Raw genomic sequence first — 14,886 nt, 5'->3', positions numbered from 1 at the left:
CACTACTCCTTCCCGGTCGTCAACGACCCAGAGGCTCCTGAGTCGAGGTCCAGCCCGATAGGTACTGGAACGGCCAGGCGCGCCCGCCATTCGGCCACCTCCCGGGCCAGCCGGGCTCCCAGCTCGGCATCCAGGCGGCCGTCCCGCACCACGTCTCCCTCCCGCACATTCGAGGGGAGGGTGGAGCGAGGCACCGTGCGCGCCGGGCCTCCGCCCAGGGGCACCACCTGTGCCACCTCGTCCTCCAGCAGCTCCACCTGCACCGCTTCACCGCCACACGCCACCACGCCCACCGCTCCCAGCATCATCCACGTCCTCCTTCCATGCTCCATGGTCCCCTCGTCTCCGCGCCCAGCAGCGGCATCTCGCCCCGCTCGAGCAGCGAGCAGTACGTCCCGTCTCCCACCACCACGTGATCCAACACCTTGATGCCCAGCACCCGGCCCGCCTCGATGAGCTGGGCGGTGAGGCCCAGGTCCTGCCCCGAGGGCTCCGGGTCTCCCGAGGGGTGGTTGTGGGCCAGCACGATGGCGGTGGCGCGCGAGCTGATGGCCGCGGCGAAGACCTCGCGAGGGTCCACGGGGCACGCGTTGATGGTGCCCTCGGCCACGCGGGCATCGAGCAGCAGCACGTTGCGCGCGTTGAAGCACAGCACGTGGAACACCTCGCGCCGCAGCGCGCTCAGGTTGGGCGCGAGGTAGGCGTGAATTTCCTTCGGGGTGCGCAGGCGGGGCCGCCGCTCGGTGACGCGCTGGGCGCGACGCCCCAGCTCCAGCGCCGCCAGCAGCTGCGCCGTCCGCGCCGGTCCCATGCGTGTGCAAAGCTCGTGCGGATCCCTCTGCACCAGTGCCTTGAGCCCACCGCTCGTGGCGAGCAGTGCTTCCGCCAGCGCCCGCGTGCGCGAGCCCGAGCCCAGCAATACGGAGAGAAGCTCCGGGTCGGTGAGGGCCGCCGCCCCCAACCTGAAGAGGCGCTCCCGGGGGCTCTCCGCCTCCAGAAGCGTCTCCTTCTCCTCCCTCACCGACCCATCGCCCGCGGACTCCGCCCACTCCACCATCGCCACCGCCGCCATCCTCTCCATCCCGCCCTCCGTCCACGCGGCGCGACAAGAGCAACACGCGTGCCGACGGTGTTTCCCTCGGGACGGCCGTGCTTCACCGTCTCACTCCGAGCGGATCGGCTCACGGGTGGGACGGCGTGCTCAGGGCTGCGGCTTGGGGATGCGGTCCTCGTTCTGGCGCTGCACCATCCAGCCCGGGTACTCCGGGGGCAGGGTGGAGGCCTTGTCGAGCGCGGCGAGCTGCTCGGCCGACAGCTTCAGCTTGGGGGCCTCCAGGTTGTCCTCGAGCTGCTCGGCCGTCTTGGCGCCGATGATGATCGTCGTGACGTGGGGCTGGTGAAGCAGCCAGGCCAGGGCCACGCGCGCCACGGAGCTCTGGTGCTCCCGGGCGATGCCGTCCATCACGTCGATGACGTTGTAGGCGCGCTCGCGGTCCACGGGTGGGAAGTCGAAGGAGGCGCGCCGGGAGCCCTCGGGCCCCTGCTGGTCGCGGCGGAACTTGCCACTTAGGAAGCCACCGGCCAGGGGGCTCCACACCATCAGCCCCACGTGCTGGTCCTTCATCAGCGGCACCAGCTCGCGCTCCAGGTCCCGGCCCGCGATGCTGTAGTACGCCTGCAACGACTCGAAGCGAGACAGGCCCCGGTGCTCGCTGATGCCGAGCGCCTTCATGAGCTGCCACGCCGCCAGGTTGGAGGCGCCCAGGTAGCGCACCTTGCCCTGGCGCACGAGGTCATCGAGCGCGCGCAGGGTCTCGTCGAGGGGCGTGGCCACGTCGTAGCCGTGGATCTGGTACAGGTCGATGTAGTCGGTGCCCAGCCGCTTCAGGCTCGCGTGCACCGAGTCCATGATGTGGCCGCGGGACAGGCCCACGTCGTTGACGCCAGGGCCGGCGCGTCCACGCACCTTGGTGGCCAGCACGACGTCCTTGCGCCGCGCTCCCAGCGCCTTGCCGAGCAGCTGCTCGGAGACACCGTTGGAATAGACGTCCGCGGTGTCGAAGAAGTTGATGCCCGCCTCCAGGCAGCGGCCCACCAGCTTGTCCGCCTCCTCCTGCCCCTGGGAGCCCACCACCTTCCAGAAGCCCTCGCCGCCGAACGTCATCGCTCCGAAACACAGCTCCGAGACATAGAGGCCCGTACGGCCCAGCATCCGGTAATTCATGCGTTTGTCCCACCTCACGTGAAGAAGCGGCGGGGATGTAATGCGTTTCCCTCATCCCGGCTCGTCAAATGAGCGGAGCGGCCGTCGCACTTCGCGGCGAGCCCGAAAGCGCGCTTCGTCTAGGATGAACGGCTCCCCCCAAGGTCCCGAAGGGTTTACTTACGAATGACCGCTCGCACTCTGTATCTCACACTCCTGCTCGCCACCGTTGATGTCTCGATTATCGGTTGCGGCCCTTCTCCCTCCCCCGAGGCGGACGCTGGTATCGAAGCGGACGCTGGCATCGAGACGGACGCCGGCATCGACGCGGGCGATATTCCTGACGCCTCCACCGATGGTGGAGCACCCGACACTCCCCTGGATTTCCATTCGTCGTTCGAGGACACGGATCCCCAGCCCACCTGGATCTCCACGGTCGAGACCGACACGAAGGGGCAGAAGAAGTCCTCCGGGGTCACCGGGCAGCCGGACACGCGGATCCGCGGCAACATCATGGATCAGGTGACCGAGGTGTTCGCGAGCGGCGAGAACGCTCCTGACGAGATCGCGACCAAACTCATCGACGGGGAGCTGACCTCCAAGTGGCTGGTGTTCACGAGCACCGGCTGGGTGTTCTGCAAGCTCGCGCAGCCCATTGCCGTGAAGCGCTACGCCATCTCCTCCGCCAACGACGCGCCCGAGCGCGACCCCGCCGCCTGGCGCCTCGAAGGCTCGCAGAACGGAACGAGCTGGACCGTGCTCGACCAGCGCAGCAACGAGTCGTTCTCCGCCCGCTTCGAGACCAACACCTACGAGTTCACCAACACCACCCCCTATCGCTATTACCGGCTCAACGTCACCGCCAACCACAGCGGAGGCCTCCTGCAGATCGCCGAGCTCCAGCTCTCCAATGGTGACGACACGCCTCCGCCGGTGACCGACATGAAGAGCGTCGTGGGCAGCGGCCCTGGCGCCTCGTGGAACGCCAAACTCGGTGCTGGGTTCACCGGCACGCACGCATTCCGCTTCGCGGGTGCGGTCACGGCGAACGGCCGTGGCTACTCCTACAACAAGATCTTCGACGTCGACGTGCGGGTCACGCCGACGACGGAGCTGTCGTATCTGATCTTCGTCGACGAGGCGACGAACGACTCCTCCTACCCGAGCACCTACGCGGCGCTCGATCTCGCCTTCGACGACGGCACCTACCTGAGCGAGCTGAACGCCGTCGACCAGCACCACGCGGTGCTGAGCCCGGCGGGGCAGGGGGCGTCGCGTACGCTCTACCCCGGCGAGTGGAACTACAAGGTCGCACGCATCGGTGACGTCGCCGCCGGCAAGAGGATCAAGCGCATCCTGATCGGCTACGACCAACCGCGGGGGCCGGTTTCCGTCTTCGGCGGCTGGATCGACGACGTGCGGATCACGGGCAGGCCCGTTCACACGACGCCCGAGCACCTGTCGGATTACGTGACCACCCTGCGCGGCACCAACTCGAGTGGCGGCTATTCGCGCGGCAACAACTTCCCCGCGACGGCGGTCCCGCATGGTTTCAACTTCTGGACCCCGGTGACGAACGCGGGCTCGACGAGCTGGATCTACGAGTACCACCGCCGCAACGACGCGAACAACCACCCGGTGCTCCAGGCGCTCTCCCTGAGCCACCAGCCGAGCCCGTGGATGGGTGACCGTCAGAGCTTCCAGGTCATGCCTTCGGCGGCCAAGGACGCGCCGAACGCAGGCCGCACCGCGCGCGGCCTCTCGTTCCAGCACGAGAACGAGCTCGCACGGCCCTACTACTACGGCGTGAAGTTCGACAACGGCATCCGGGCCGAGCTGACGCCCACCGATCACGCCGCTGTCTTCCGCTTCACGTTCCCCGGCGACGACGCGAGCCTCATCTTCGACAACATCAACAACAACGGTGGGCTCACCCTCGACGCCGCCGCGCGTGTGGTGACGGGCTACTCCGACGCGCGCAGCGGGTTCTCGGTGGGGGCCACGCGGATCTTCATCTACGCCACGTTCGACAGGCCGGTGGCCGCGAGCGGCATGCTCCCCGACGGTGGGGGCGCGAACGTGACCGGCTACTTCCGCTTCACCGTCCCGGCGGACGACCGCACCGTGACCATGCGCATCGCCACCTCTCTCATCAGCGTCGAGCAGGCCAGGAAGAACCTCGCGCTCGAGATCGCGGACGCCGACGGCTTCGACGACGTGAAGGCGCGCGCGCGGAAGCTCTGGGACAAGAAGCTCGGCATCATCGAGGTCCAGGGCGCCAATGAGGATCAGCTCACCACGATCTATTCCAACCTGTATCGGCTGTTCCTCTATCCGAACTCGGGATTCGAGAACACCGGCACGGCGGACGCGCCCGTCTACGCGCACGCGAGCCCGGTGGCGGCGCCGGTCGGCAACAGCACGCCCACGCAGACGGGCGCCAAGGTCGTGAGCGGCAAGATCTACGTGAACAATGGCTTCTGGGACACCTACCGGGCGACCTGGCCGGCCTATGCACTGTTCACGCCGGGTACCGCGGGCGAGCTGATCGACGGCTTCGCGCAGCACTACAAGGAAGGCGGCTGGATCGCGCGCTGGTCCTCGCCCGGCTATGCCGATCTCATGACCGGCACGAGCTCCGATGTCGCCTTCGCCGACGCCTACGTGAAGGGCGTCCGGAACTTCGACGCGGAGGCGATCTACGACGCGGCCCTGCGCAACGCGATGGTCCTGCCGACCAACAGTGGCGTCGGGCGCAAGGGGCTCGAGTCGTCGATCTTCCTCGGCTATACGCCGACCTCGACTGGCTACGGCCTGTCGTGGGCGATGGCCGGCTATCTGAACGACTTCGGCATCGCGAACATGGCGAGCGCGCTGGCCTCGGACACGAGCAACCCGCGTCACCAGGAGTACGTCGAGAACGCGGAGTACTTCCTCGATCGCGCGCGGAACTACGTGAACCTGTTCGACCCGTCGATCCAGTTCTTCCAGGGCAAGACGGAGGGGGGCGTGTTCGCGACGCCGGCGGACGAGTACGACCCGCGCATCTGGGGCCACGACTACACCGAGACCAACGGCTGGAACACCACCTTCGACGCGCCGTACGATGGCCTCGGCCTGGCCAACCTGTACGGTGGCAGGGCGCAGCTCGGCATGAAGCTCGACCAGTTCTTCGCCACGCCGGAGACCGCGAGCCTCGGCGGCTCCTACGGCGGAGTGATCCACGAGATGCGCGAGGCGCGAGATGTGCGCATGGGCCAGCTTGGCCTGAGCAACCAGCCCTCGTTCCACATCCCGTACATGTACCTCCACGCCGGGCAGCCGGCGAAGACGCAGGAGAAGGTGCGTGACGCGCTCGCGCGCCTCTGGGTCGGGAGCAACATCGGCCAGGGCTACATCGGCGATGAGGACAACGGCGCGATGTCGGCGTGGCAGCTCTTCAGTGCGCTCGGCTTCTATCCGCTCGGGGTGGGGAGCGAGAACTACGCCATCGGCTCACCGCTCTTCACGCGGGCGATCATCCACCTCGAGAACGGCAAGGACATCACGATCAACGCGCCGAACAACAGCCCGAGGAACGTCTACGTGCAGGCGCTGAAGGTCAATGGGCAGGCGTATACGAAGACCTGGCTGCCGCATGCGCTGCTCACCGCTGGCGCCACGCTCGACTTCGACATGGGCCCTTCGCCCTCCGCGTGGGGGACCGGCGCCGGGGACGCACCGCCCTCGATCACCACCGATGGCGATGTCCCGCGGCCACTGCGCGATACCGCGAAGGGCGGCGAGGCCACGTCGAGTGACGGCACGAATACGAGCGCGCTCTTCGACGACACCTCGGCCACGAGCGTGAGCTTCACCGGGGAGAACCCCAAGGTGCTGTACCACTTCGCATCGGGCGCGCAGCAGGTCACCTTCTACACGCTGACGTCGAGCACCACCGAGGCAGACCCGACCGGCTGGACGCTGAGCGGCTCGAACGATGGAGTGACCTTCACGACCCTTGATCAGCGCAGCGCCCAGACGTTCCGTTGGCGCACGCAGACGCGCGCCTTCAAGGTCGCGAGCCCTGGCTCCTACACGTACTACCGTCTCGAGCTGACTGGCGCGGCGGGCACGTCGCTCGCCGAGTTCGAGCTCCTCGCCAGGCCGTAGCTCGAAGCGTGACGAAGCGGCGGGTTCGAGTCCCGCCGCCTCCACTCCGTAGGTTCAGCTCAGAGGTTCGGACGGCACGTCTTGCCGTCACAGTAGTACCCATCCGGACAGGGCTGGGGCTCATCCACCTTGCACATGGGCAACAGCTCCTGCTCCTGGCTGGTCAGGTGGGACTCCGTGGCCTCGTCCACCGGGCCGCCACAGCCCACCAGCGCGATGACCGCAACGAACCCCAGGCTCTTGAGCAACATGTCTCGCAGCATTGCGTTCCTCCAGTTGAGGTCTAGAGGATTCTCCATTCCCGAAGGAAGCGTCAATGCATCAGCAACGGCATTTCAATAGCGTGTCCGTTGCGAATCGGGCGGAGCCCAGGGGCGCGCAGCGGCCCTGATGAGAGGAGGAGAGTCGTTTTCCAAGAATGCGATGATTTCCACCGGCTTCTCGCGACAACCCCATTGGCTCAGCGGCGGGCCGCCTCGTCCACCGGGTCGACGACGAAGCGGCGGCATTCCAATGACCAGAAGTAGTTGGCCAGGTACCAGACCTTCTGGCCGTGGATGTCTTCGCGCTCCTCGGTACTGCTGAAGCCGGCAGATAAGAACTCGTTTCAAAAATGGACCAGAGAGGGCAGGTAACATGCCCTGCCTGCTCAGGGCCCATCTCGCAAGTGGCGCTCCAACTCTCGGTAGAGGATGAGGCAGCATCCGAGACGGAGGAGCGCGAGGTGCATCTCAGCGATTCGCTCCTCGCGCACCCGCAGTTCGTTTCATCTTGTACGAGCAAACCTCACGAGATTCCACGGCATCTTCGCTCCGGGCGCGAAACTCCAGCCATTTCTGCTCCCCCAAGCGGGGGTAGAGCCGACCAGGCACCTGCCAAGGGGCCACCGCAGCAGGCGCTGTGGGAGTGACGCACGGCTGAGGGATGCACTCTCTCTCGGAGCCCAAGGCGACCGGTCGCCTGCGCAGGGGAAGGGTATGGGGGACAGGCACGTCGGCGGACCGCTTGCCCATCGGGTCGCTCCGCAAGGCTCCTTCACGGGGGTCGATTGGAATCCTCGCGGGGGGTCCCCATCACTACGGGTGCGATGAAAACGAGGTTCCTCGCCATCACGCTGGGGCTGATCCTGGCGGGCACTCTTCTCGGAACCCTGGGCACGTTCTCACTGCCCATCGGCTCTGGCATCAGCCAATTCTGGCCAGGCATGGTGGTGCAGGTCGCTGGCGGCATCTGGTTCGGAGGCTGGGGGGTGCTGGCGGGTGCCATATTCCCCATCTTCAACAACCTGCTCGCCGGAGGCGGCACGGCGACCGTCATCGGCTTCATCCCCGCCAACATCGCCCAGGGGCTCATCCCCGCGCTGGCCTTTCACCGCTTCCACATGTCACCTCGCATCCCGGGGTGGAGGGGGCTGGCCTTCTATGGTCTCTGGGGGGCTGTCGTGCCGAGCACTGTTGGAGCCGTGTTGGGCGTAGCGGCATTGGGGGCCTTCGGAGAGGTGGACTTCCTCCGGGAGTTCCCTCGGCTGGCAGGCACCTGGGCCATGTCCAACACGCTCGCCGCTCTGCTCTTGGGAGTGCCAACACTCCGGGTGCTCACGCCTCTATGGGAGGAGGCGGATCTCCTGGTCCGTGACCGCTGGCCATGAGAGAGGAGCACCCACTCGCGGGCTTCAAGCATCGCGCTCGCTCCTCCTGGTCGGGTGTGTTGCGGCGGTTCGAGAACATGCCCATCCGGCTCAAGCTGCTCCTCGGGCTGTCCCTCGTCGGGCTGCTCCCGGTGATTGCCCTGTCCTCGACGGAGATCGCCCGGCACGGCGGTCTGAAGTCCACGGAAATGAGCCTTCCGTCCCTGCTCTTGAGCATCGAGCTCGTCCTCGCGTTGCTGTGCGCCGGAGGGCTCGCCAGGTTGCTCATCCGGCCCTTGAGCGACCTTCAGCAATATGCCGAGTCCCTCCTGGCTGGGAAGCAGGCTCGCATCGACCTGGAGCGCGGGGATGAGATCGGCCGGCTGGCGCGCTCCTTCGCCCGACTGCTCGCGGAACGACAACGCGCGGAGGACTCGCTGCGGGAGAGTGAAGAGCGGTTCCGGATCATCTTCGAGCAGGCCGGCGTCGGCATCGCCCAGGTGTCGCGAGAAGGGCGGTTCGTGCTGGTCAACCCGAAGCTGTGCGACATCCTTGGCTACACCGCCGAAGAGCTCCGGGAGCTGACCTGGGCTGGCATCACCTACCCCGAGGATCTGCCTGCCAGTCTGGCCCAGCGGCAACTGCTGGAGGAGCCCGGAACGCCCTCCAGGAGGTGGGAGAAGCGCTACATCCGCAAGGATGGAGCCGTGGTCTGGGCCAACCTCTCCTCGGTCGCGATGCACAATCCGGCCGGCCGGATCGAGTGTTTCATTTCCGTGCTCCAGGACATCACCGAGCACAAGCGGGCCGAGGAGGAACGGAACCGACTCTACCGGGAGGCCCAGGAGGCGATCCGGGCCCGTGATGTCTTCCTCTCAGTGGCCTCCCATGAGCTGAAGACCCCGCTGACCTCGCTCCAGCTTTCCCTCCAACAGGGCCTGCGCGGCTTGCGTCACCAGGAGCTCGTCAGCACCCGGTATGGCCGGGAGCTCACCCATCTGGGCCTCGCGGAGCAGCAGGCCAGGAGGTTGGGAGCGCTCATCAACGAGCTCCTGGACGTCTCCCAGCTCGCCACCCGCGGGCCCGAGCTGAACCTGGAGCGGGTCGACCTGGCGGAGCTCGCGCGGGAGGTGGTGAGGCGGGAGGAGGCCAGGGCGGCCCGGTTGGGATCGAAGCTCGTTCTGGAAACGCGAGGGCCGGTGGAGGGGTGGTGGGACACGTCGCGATTGGAGCAGGTCCTCCTCAACCTCCTATCCAACGCCATCAAGTTCGGCGAGGGCAAACCCATCGAGGTGAAGGTGGATGCCGACGCGGAGCTGGCGATGCTGGACGTGAGAGATCAGGGCATCGGCATCTCCCCTGAGGCCCAGTCCCGGATCTTCGAGCGGTTCGAGCGGGCCGTGCCGGAGAGACACTACGGGGGTCTCGGGCTGGGGCTGTGGATTGCGCGGCAGATCGTCCATGCCCATGGAGGATCTCTCTGGGTGGAGAGCACCGAGGGGCAGGGCACGACCTTCCACCTGCGGCTTCCCAAAGCCGGTTTGTCGGTATGACCCCGCCGTATCCACCGGCCCCGAGCTTCGGCTGTCGCTGGTGTCCTCGCGCTCTACCGCCCCGAGGTGCCGCTGCTCCGCGACTTGCGCCGCGCCCGTGAGCGCCAGAACAGCCGGTGGAAGAGATTGCCGTTGCATGTGCAGGGGGCGCGTTGACAATGCGCCCATGAACACCGCATCGGCCACTTCGTCCGCGCGCAGGGGAGGTTCGTTCCCGTGGGCGCTTCTGCTCGCGCTCGGTCTTCTTCCTTGGGACGCTTACGCGAGTGACCCGACCCCACTGATTGGGCGGCTGCTGCTGCCTCCCGCGTACCTGCTGATCATCGTGGGACTGGTGGTGACATCGCAGGCCAACTCCCAGCGGCTGGGGTGGGGATGGCTCGTGCTGTTGGGCCTCCCGGGGATTCCCTTGTTCGTGCTCTGCGCCGTGACAGGGCTTCAGCTCGGGTCCCTGGCTGACCACCCGGGGGTCACCTTGGGCTCGATGGTCGGGGCCGCGGGGCTGGTCTGGGTCGGCATCCGGCTCGTGCGGGCGGTCAGCGACTGACCGCCATCTGTGGCGAACGCCTATCCCCCAGCGGGCCAGGGCTCCTGGGGGATGTCCGGCTCCCGCCATTTTCTGGCAGCATGGGGCGCATGTCCCGCGCGAGGCCGGGGTGGGATACCTGCTGCGCCCGGGCTTCCTCCTGCCTCCGCTGATGTTCAGCGACGAGGAGCTCGAAGCCCTGGTGCTCGGCCTGCGGCTGGTCACCGAGCACGGGGATGGCGGGCTCGGCCGGGCCTGCGTGGACGTGGCCGCCAAGCTGCGCGCCGTGCTGCCCAGGGACTTGCACTCCCTCGTGGATGACGTGTCGCTCCTGGCCGGCCCCGCGCGGGAGCGCCCACCGGACGGTGTGGACCTTGCCCTCGTGCGCCGTGGCGCGCGCGCGAGGCCATCCCCGAGCCACGGCCCGGGTGAGCGGCTCCTGACAGAAACTGGCAGCACCCTGTGAGACGGTGTCCTTCGTCGGCACGCCGCCGACCTCGAAGGAGCCCCCCATGCGCCGCCACGTCCATGAGCCCGTCGTCTCCACGCCCCCCGAGGCACTCTTCCGTGCGTCACACGGAGCAGCGCACATGACGCGCGCCTGGGTGGGGGTCGTCTCGAGGGCGCACGTCCTGCGCGGAGTGGAGGGCGGCTTCGCCCAGCTCTGCCACGGCAAGCGCCTGCAGCTGGAGAAGATGAGCGTGGGGGACTGGCTCGTGTACTACTCGCCGAGAACGGAAATGCGCGGAGGCGAGCCGCTCCGGGCGTTCACCGCGCTGGGCCGCGTCCACGGAGCACGCACGGTGCCCTTCGACATGGGAGGCGGCTTCGTGCCCTACCGCCGGGACGTGCGCTTCGAGCGCACCGCGCGCGAGGTGCCCCTGGCGACGCTTGGCCAGAGCCTCGACTTCATCAGGAGCAACCCCCACTGGGGCATGCTGGCCCGCCGCGGGCACTTCGAAGTCAGCCTGGAGGACCTGCGCACCATCGCGGCGGCGATGGGCGTCTCGGCCGAAGCCTTCGCGCCTGCCCCCACACCTCACGCACGCGGCTGCCCGATGAGGTAGGTGATGGCCATCCCCTTCGCGCGATGGACCCCGCTGCTCCAGCGGTACCCGTCGGAGCCGAGCCCCGTTGTCAGCTTTTCGAGGTCCGCCGGAGCATAGGTCCGCAGCGACGACACCACGCCATCCCAGAGGATGAGCAGGGGAAGGATGGGCACCAGGTAGGTGAGGGCCAGGCGCCACCAGCGCATCGGGCGGATGAGCGGGGTGAAGCCCCACACGAGGGGCACGACGAGCAGGATCTGGGAGAGGATGTACGGCAGCGAGCGCTGGGTGAGCTCGAAGGCGGCGATGGGGACCTTGCGCGCGGCGGCGTCCCCGAGGAGGGCACGGGCCTGCTCCGGGGGGAAGTGGTGCAGCCCATCGAAGAGGGTCCGCACCCCCGTCAGCTCCTCGGGGATGCGAGTGGCGTCGACCGGGGTGTCGCGGTAATGCGCGCCGGGAGGCAGCTCCTGCTCCGGGGTGGGATGGAGGTCGGTGAGCACCACCTCGGCCCGGCCGTGCACCGCCTGTAGCGCCGGGAGCAGGGTGCGCCACGGGCCCCCCGTGCCGGAGCAGAGGTCGACGACCCGGTCCGTGCCCGCCGTTCGGAGCAGCTCCGCCAGTTGCGGCGCCACGCTGTCGTAGGACCGCAGGCGGTCGAGCACGACGTGCAGGTAGTCGACCTCGCCACGGCGCAACAGCTTGGGTAGCCACGGCTGGTCGAGGAACTCGAAGAGGTGGATGCGGGGAAGCAGGGGCATGGGGAGGAGGATAACGCCGGCTCGTGACTCCTGCCCCCCGCGATCCTGGCGCGCCCACGCACCAGGGTGGCCGGCACCACGTCCTTGGCTCGTGGAATTCACGCAGACCCCGTGGCGTAATGAGGCGGATGAAGATGAACGCAGGGGAACCCACGGGCACACGCTCAGTGAAGATCAACCGCGGTGACGTGTTCTGGATGGGGCCAGATGACTCGCGAGGGCCTGTCCCGAGCTACTCCCATCCCCACGTGGTGGTTCAGGATGACGTCTTCAACCACTCGCGCATCACGACCACGGTCGTGTGCGCCTTGACGTCGAACCTCCACCGGGCGAACGAGCCGGGGAATGTCCTGCTCGAGGTGGGCGAGGGGAACCTTCCCAAGCAGAGCGTCGTGGTCGTGTCGCAGATCTCCTCGGTCGACAAGACCCGCCTGGGTGAACGGATCGGGTCGCTGTCCGACGCGCGGGTGGAGCAGATTCTGGCCGGCCTGCGATTCCAGCAGGTGTCGTTCTTCGACCGGTAGCGATCTAGGTGCCCCCTCCCGGCGGGCTCACGTCCCAGGCGATGGGCAGGTGCTCGAAGCCGCGCAACATGAAGTAGGGCCGGAACACCGGGGCCTCGTCCGTCCGCAGCCGCAGGCCGGGCAACCGCCGCAGCAACTGCTCGAAGGCGATCCGCCCTTCCAGCTTCGCCAGCGGGGCGCCGACGCAGAAGTGGATGCCCTTGCCGAACGCCAGGTGCTTCTTCGCATCGGCGCGGTGGATGTCGAAGCGGTCCGGCTCGGTGAACTGCGTCTCGTCGCGGTTGCCGGACGCGTACAGGATGAACGCCCGCGAGCCCTTCGGGAGGGTGACTCCACTCAACGGGGTGTCGGCCATCACCGTCCGGAAGAAGCCGCGGATGGGTGATTCCATTCGCAGCACCTCCTCGAGTGCGTTGGGCAGGAGGCTGGGGTCCTTCCGCACGGCCTCCAATTGCTCCGGGGCATTGAACAGCAACCACATGCCGTTGCCGATGAGTCCCGTCGTCGTTTCGTGGCCAGCGGCGAACAGGTCCATGGCGTTGCACACCGCCTCCTGCTCGCTCAGGGGCGCGGTGCCACCCAACGACTGGGGCACGAGGAGCGTCAGCAGATCCTCGCGCGGGTGGCGCCGCCGCTCGTGGAGCTGCTCCTGGAAGTAGCGCTCCATCGCGATGAAGCCGTGTGCGCTCTGGACCTGCTGCTCGATGGGGGCGGTCGCTGACATCAACAGCGTCTTGTCATCGGACCAGCGCTTGAGCTGCTCCATGTCGGAGCGCGGCACGCCGAGCAGGTCGCAGATGATGAAGCCCGGCAGCGCGTAGGCGAACTGTTGGATGAGGTCCGCCTTGCCCTCGCGGAGGAAGCCGTCGATGAGCGCGTCCGCCGTTGCTCGGATGGTGGACTCCATCGCCGCGATGCGCTGGGCGCTCAAGGCCTTGCCGAACACGGCTCGGACGCGGGTGTGGTCCGGGAGGTCGCTCTGGACGAGTGAGAGGAATCGAGGGTACGCCTGCGCGAGAACGGCGCGCACCTCGGGGTGTGGCTCGGCCCTGGCATCGAGCGCTCCCACCGAGGAGAAGCGCGCGGTGTCCTTCTCGACCTCGGAGATGTCCGCGTAACGGGTGACGACCCACAGGTCGAACGTGGGACTGTAGAAGACGGGCCGTTCTCGCCGCAGCCGCGCATAGAGCGGATAGGGATTGGCGAGCTGGTCGGGGGCCATCGGGTTGAAGTGGGCGGAGAGGTCATTCATGTCGGGGCCTTGTGGACGATCATTCACGGGCGAGGTCACGTTGGGTGTTCGCGGTGGCTCCCGTGCGCGGGAACGCCGCCACGCGCTCGGACGCATTGCGGCGGATGTTCATGTAGAAGAGTTGGAACTCCACGGGATGGTAGTTGCCCTGGCCCAGCGTGTGGTCGAGCAGCCGGCTCATGAAGTCGCGCGGCGGGTCTTCGCCGAGGAGGACCTCCAGCTTCCCCTCCTTGCATTGCGCGCCGGTGAGTCCTGGCATCACCCGGGGTGGGGTCGTTTCGAGGAACACGGCTCCTTCGTTTCTCCCCCGCGGGGCCGGTTGCGTGTCATGCCGCCAGGTGAGGGGATTCACGCAGAGGAAGGGGCCCGACGCGGAGGTCGTGTCCGTCACGGGCTCCCGCACCTGGATGCGCTCCGTGTAGCCAGCGCCGCGTGCGTTCCAGCTGATGAGACAGCCGGTCTGCTCGGGTGATGCGCAAATGGGAATGTCGGGAAGGCTCTGCCGGAGCGCACCCTCTGGCATGGGAATCCCAATGAGATACGCGGCGACGAGCTGGTTCCGGAGTGGAGTCCCGCTCACGGCTTCGCGCAGGAGGCGTCTGGCATGCACGGTCCCCTGGCTGTGTGACGCGAGGATGAAGGGCCGTCCGTGATTGTATTTCTCCCGCCAGTAGCGGAACGCCGCGGCGACGTCTTGATAGGCGAGGTCCACCGCGGCCAGGTTCTCCTCACCTTGTCCGGTGAGGGCGGTGAGGTTCGCCTGCCGGTAGCGAGGCGCATAGATGGCGCAACAGGCATTGAAGGCGCTCGCTTGAAGGAGCGTCGCCACCCGGTCGGTCGCCGCGTTGAGAGAAGGGTCATCGATGGGGCCATTCCACTCGGCGCCGACATAGGTGGTGGGATGGATGTAGAAGACGTCCACGAGCGCCTGGGACTGATCGACCCCCGGGCTCGACGGCGGGAGCGTGTCCGCGAGATCGTGGAGCTCGGGAAGTGCGCTCCAGGCGGAGGCCTGGGTGTAGTCGGGCGGAGCGGGGGGACGTGCTTCGCTGAACGGAGTGCCGGGGGTGATGGACCAGAAGAAGATGGACGCGAAGTTCATCACCAGCAGCACGCCCAGCAGGATGCATGCCGAGAGCGTGGTGATGAGGAAGCGCCTGAACCTGTTCCGCATCGTGGAACGATAGGGAGGCTGGACGGAGCCTGTCAAAGTCACGGGAGGGCAGGCCGGGAGGGGTCCGC

Annotated in this window: 14 protein-coding genes; 7 read left to right on the top strand and 7 right to left on the bottom strand. The window is 67.5% G+C overall.

Features of this window, described 5'->3' with window-relative positions; genetic code table 11:
* Window positions 1-2 precede the first annotated feature (2 nt).
* The 3 genes from JRI60_RS38500 to JRI60_RS38490 form a co-directional block, all read right to left on the bottom strand.
* A complete protein-coding gene (locus JRI60_RS38500; protein ID WP_204221016.1) occupies window positions 3-308 on the bottom strand; it encodes a DUF3006 domain-containing protein in 306 nt (101 codons plus the stop codon).
* Window positions 305-1,081: a RadC family protein gene (gene radC, locus JRI60_RS38495; RefSeq protein ID WP_204221015.1), complete on the bottom strand. Its 777-nt coding sequence runs from the start codon at window positions 1,079-1,081 to the stop codon at window positions 305-307. Before radC ends, JRI60_RS38500 begins: the two co-directional genes overlap by 4 nt.
* Window positions 1,082-1,201: 120 nt before the next feature.
* The gene (locus JRI60_RS38490) at window positions 1,202-2,224 is read right to left on the bottom strand and encodes an aldo/keto reductase (RefSeq protein WP_204221014.1); all 1,023 of its coding nucleotides are present in this window, start codon (window positions 2,222-2,224) and stop codon (window positions 1,202-1,204) included.
* Window positions 2,225-2,389: 165 nt separating this feature from the next.
* Between JRI60_RS38490 and JRI60_RS38485 the strand changes: the two genes are divergently transcribed.
* Entirely contained in the window at window positions 2,390-6,355 is a 3,966-nt protein-coding gene (locus JRI60_RS38485) for a GH92 family glycosyl hydrolase (RefSeq protein WP_204221013.1), read from the top strand.
* Window positions 6,356-6,414: 59 nt separating this feature from the next.
* Here JRI60_RS38485 and JRI60_RS38480 read toward each other — a convergent pair whose 3' ends face one another.
* The gene (locus tag JRI60_RS38480) at window positions 6,415-6,618 is read right to left on the bottom strand and encodes a hypothetical protein (RefSeq protein WP_204221012.1); all 204 of its coding nucleotides are present in this window, start codon (window positions 6,616-6,618) and stop codon (window positions 6,415-6,417) included.
* Between the two features lie 824 nt (window positions 6,619-7,442).
* On the opposite strand from JRI60_RS38480, the gene JRI60_RS38475 reads away from it, so the two are divergent.
* From JRI60_RS38475 to JRI60_RS38455, 5 genes are all read left to right on the top strand, one after another.
* Window positions 7,443-8,003 (top strand): hypothetical protein, encoded by a 561-nt coding sequence (locus JRI60_RS38475; RefSeq protein ID WP_204221011.1) that lies wholly within the window; start codon window positions 7,443-7,445, stop codon window positions 8,001-8,003.
* On the top strand, window positions 8,000-9,535 hold the full coding sequence (locus JRI60_RS38470; RefSeq protein WP_204221010.1) for a sensor histidine kinase: 1,536 nt from the start codon (window positions 8,000-8,002) through the stop codon (window positions 9,533-9,535). Before JRI60_RS38475 ends, JRI60_RS38470 begins: the two co-directional genes overlap by 4 nt.
* 166 nt (window positions 9,536-9,701) lie before the next feature.
* Window positions 9,702-10,082 carry a hypothetical protein gene (locus JRI60_RS38465; protein WP_204221009.1) on the top strand — a complete coding sequence of 127 codons (381 nt, stop codon included), beginning with the start codon at window positions 9,702-9,704 and terminating at the stop codon, window positions 10,080-10,082.
* Window positions 10,083-10,191: 109 nt separating this feature from the next.
* Window positions 10,192-10,527, top strand: a complete 336-nt coding sequence (locus JRI60_RS38460) for a helix-turn-helix transcriptional regulator (protein WP_204221008.1) — start codon at window positions 10,192-10,194, stop codon at window positions 10,525-10,527.
* A 46-nt stretch (window positions 10,528-10,573) separates the two neighbouring features.
* A complete protein-coding gene (locus tag JRI60_RS38455) occupies window positions 10,574-11,128 on the top strand; it encodes an EVE domain-containing protein (protein ID WP_204221007.1) in 555 nt (184 codons plus the stop codon).
* Here the strand turns inward: JRI60_RS38455 and JRI60_RS38450 are convergent.
* Window positions 11,101-11,868 (bottom strand): hypothetical protein, encoded by a 768-nt coding sequence (locus JRI60_RS38450; protein WP_204221006.1) that lies wholly within the window; start codon window positions 11,866-11,868, stop codon window positions 11,101-11,103. The genes JRI60_RS38455 and JRI60_RS38450 overlap by 28 nt on opposite strands.
* Before the next feature lie 128 nt (window positions 11,869-11,996).
* Between JRI60_RS38450 and JRI60_RS38445 the strand changes: the two genes are divergently transcribed.
* Window positions 11,997-12,392 (top strand): type II toxin-antitoxin system PemK/MazF family toxin, encoded by a 396-nt coding sequence (locus JRI60_RS38445; RefSeq protein WP_430384340.1) that lies wholly within the window; start codon window positions 11,997-11,999, stop codon window positions 12,390-12,392.
* 4 nt (window positions 12,393-12,396) lie between these two features.
* On the opposite strand, the gene JRI60_RS38440 is transcribed toward JRI60_RS38445, so the two are convergent.
* Both JRI60_RS38440 and JRI60_RS38435 read right to left on the bottom strand, forming a co-directional pair.
* Complete coding sequence (locus JRI60_RS38440) at window positions 12,397-13,644, bottom strand: cytochrome P450 (RefSeq protein ID WP_204221004.1); 1,248 nt, start codon at window positions 13,642-13,644, stop codon at window positions 12,397-12,399.
* A gap of 19 nt (window positions 13,645-13,663) precedes the next feature.
* Window positions 13,664-14,818: a DUF3089 domain-containing protein gene (locus tag JRI60_RS38435; RefSeq protein ID WP_204221003.1), complete on the bottom strand. Its 1,155-nt coding sequence runs from the start codon at window positions 14,816-14,818 to the stop codon at window positions 13,664-13,666.
* Between the last annotated feature and the right edge of the window lie 68 nt (window positions 14,819-14,886).

The organism is Archangium violaceum (assembly GCF_016887565.1).
GTDB lineage: Bacteria > Myxococcota > Myxococcia > Myxococcales > Myxococcaceae > Archangium > Archangium violaceum_B.
This window is presented reverse-complemented; position numbering and strand designations above follow the sequence as displayed.

Excerpts from the sequence above, each read along its gene's own strand:
- JRI60_RS38445 (WP_430384340.1), top strand. The coding sequence starts at position 11,997 with ATGAAGATGAACGCAGGGGAACCCACGGGCACACGCTCAGTGAAGATC.
- JRI60_RS38465 (WP_204221009.1), top strand. The coding sequence starts at position 9,702 with ATGAACACCGCATCGGCCACTTCGTCCGCGCGCAGGGGAGGTTCGTTC.
- JRI60_RS38470 (WP_204221010.1), top strand. The coding sequence starts at position 8,000 with ATGAGAGAGGAGCACCCACTCGCGGGCTTCAAGCATCGCGCTCGCTCC.
- JRI60_RS38485 (WP_204221013.1), top strand. The coding sequence starts at position 2,390 with ATGACCGCTCGCACTCTGTATCTCACACTCCTGCTCGCCACCGTTGAT.
- JRI60_RS38455 (WP_204221007.1), top strand. The coding sequence starts at position 10,574 with ATGCGCCGCCACGTCCATGAGCCCGTCGTCTCCACGCCCCCCGAGGCA.
- JRI60_RS38475 (WP_204221011.1), top strand. The coding sequence starts at position 7,443 with ATGAAAACGAGGTTCCTCGCCATCACGCTGGGGCTGATCCTGGCGGGC.
- JRI60_RS38450 (WP_204221006.1), bottom strand. The coding sequence starts at position 11,868 with ATGCCCCTGCTTCCCCGCATCCACCTCTTCGAGTTCCTCGACCAGCCG.
- JRI60_RS38500 (WP_204221016.1), bottom strand. The coding sequence starts at position 308 with ATGATGCTGGGAGCGGTGGGCGTGGTGGCGTGTGGCGGTGAAGCGGTG.
- radC (WP_204221015.1), bottom strand. The coding sequence starts at position 1,081 with ATGGAGAGGATGGCGGCGGTGGCGATGGTGGAGTGGGCGGAGTCCGCG.
- JRI60_RS38440 (WP_204221004.1), bottom strand. The coding sequence starts at position 13,644 with ATGAATGACCTCTCCGCCCACTTCAACCCGATGGCCCCCGACCAGCTC.
- JRI60_RS38435 (WP_204221003.1), bottom strand. The coding sequence starts at position 14,818 with ATGCGGAACAGGTTCAGGCGCTTCCTCATCACCACGCTCTCGGCATGC.
- JRI60_RS38490 (WP_204221014.1), bottom strand. The coding sequence starts at position 2,224 with ATGAATTACCGGATGCTGGGCCGTACGGGCCTCTATGTCTCGGAGCTG.
- JRI60_RS38480 (WP_204221012.1), bottom strand. The coding sequence starts at position 6,618 with ATGCTGCGAGACATGTTGCTCAAGAGCCTGGGGTTCGTTGCGGTCATC.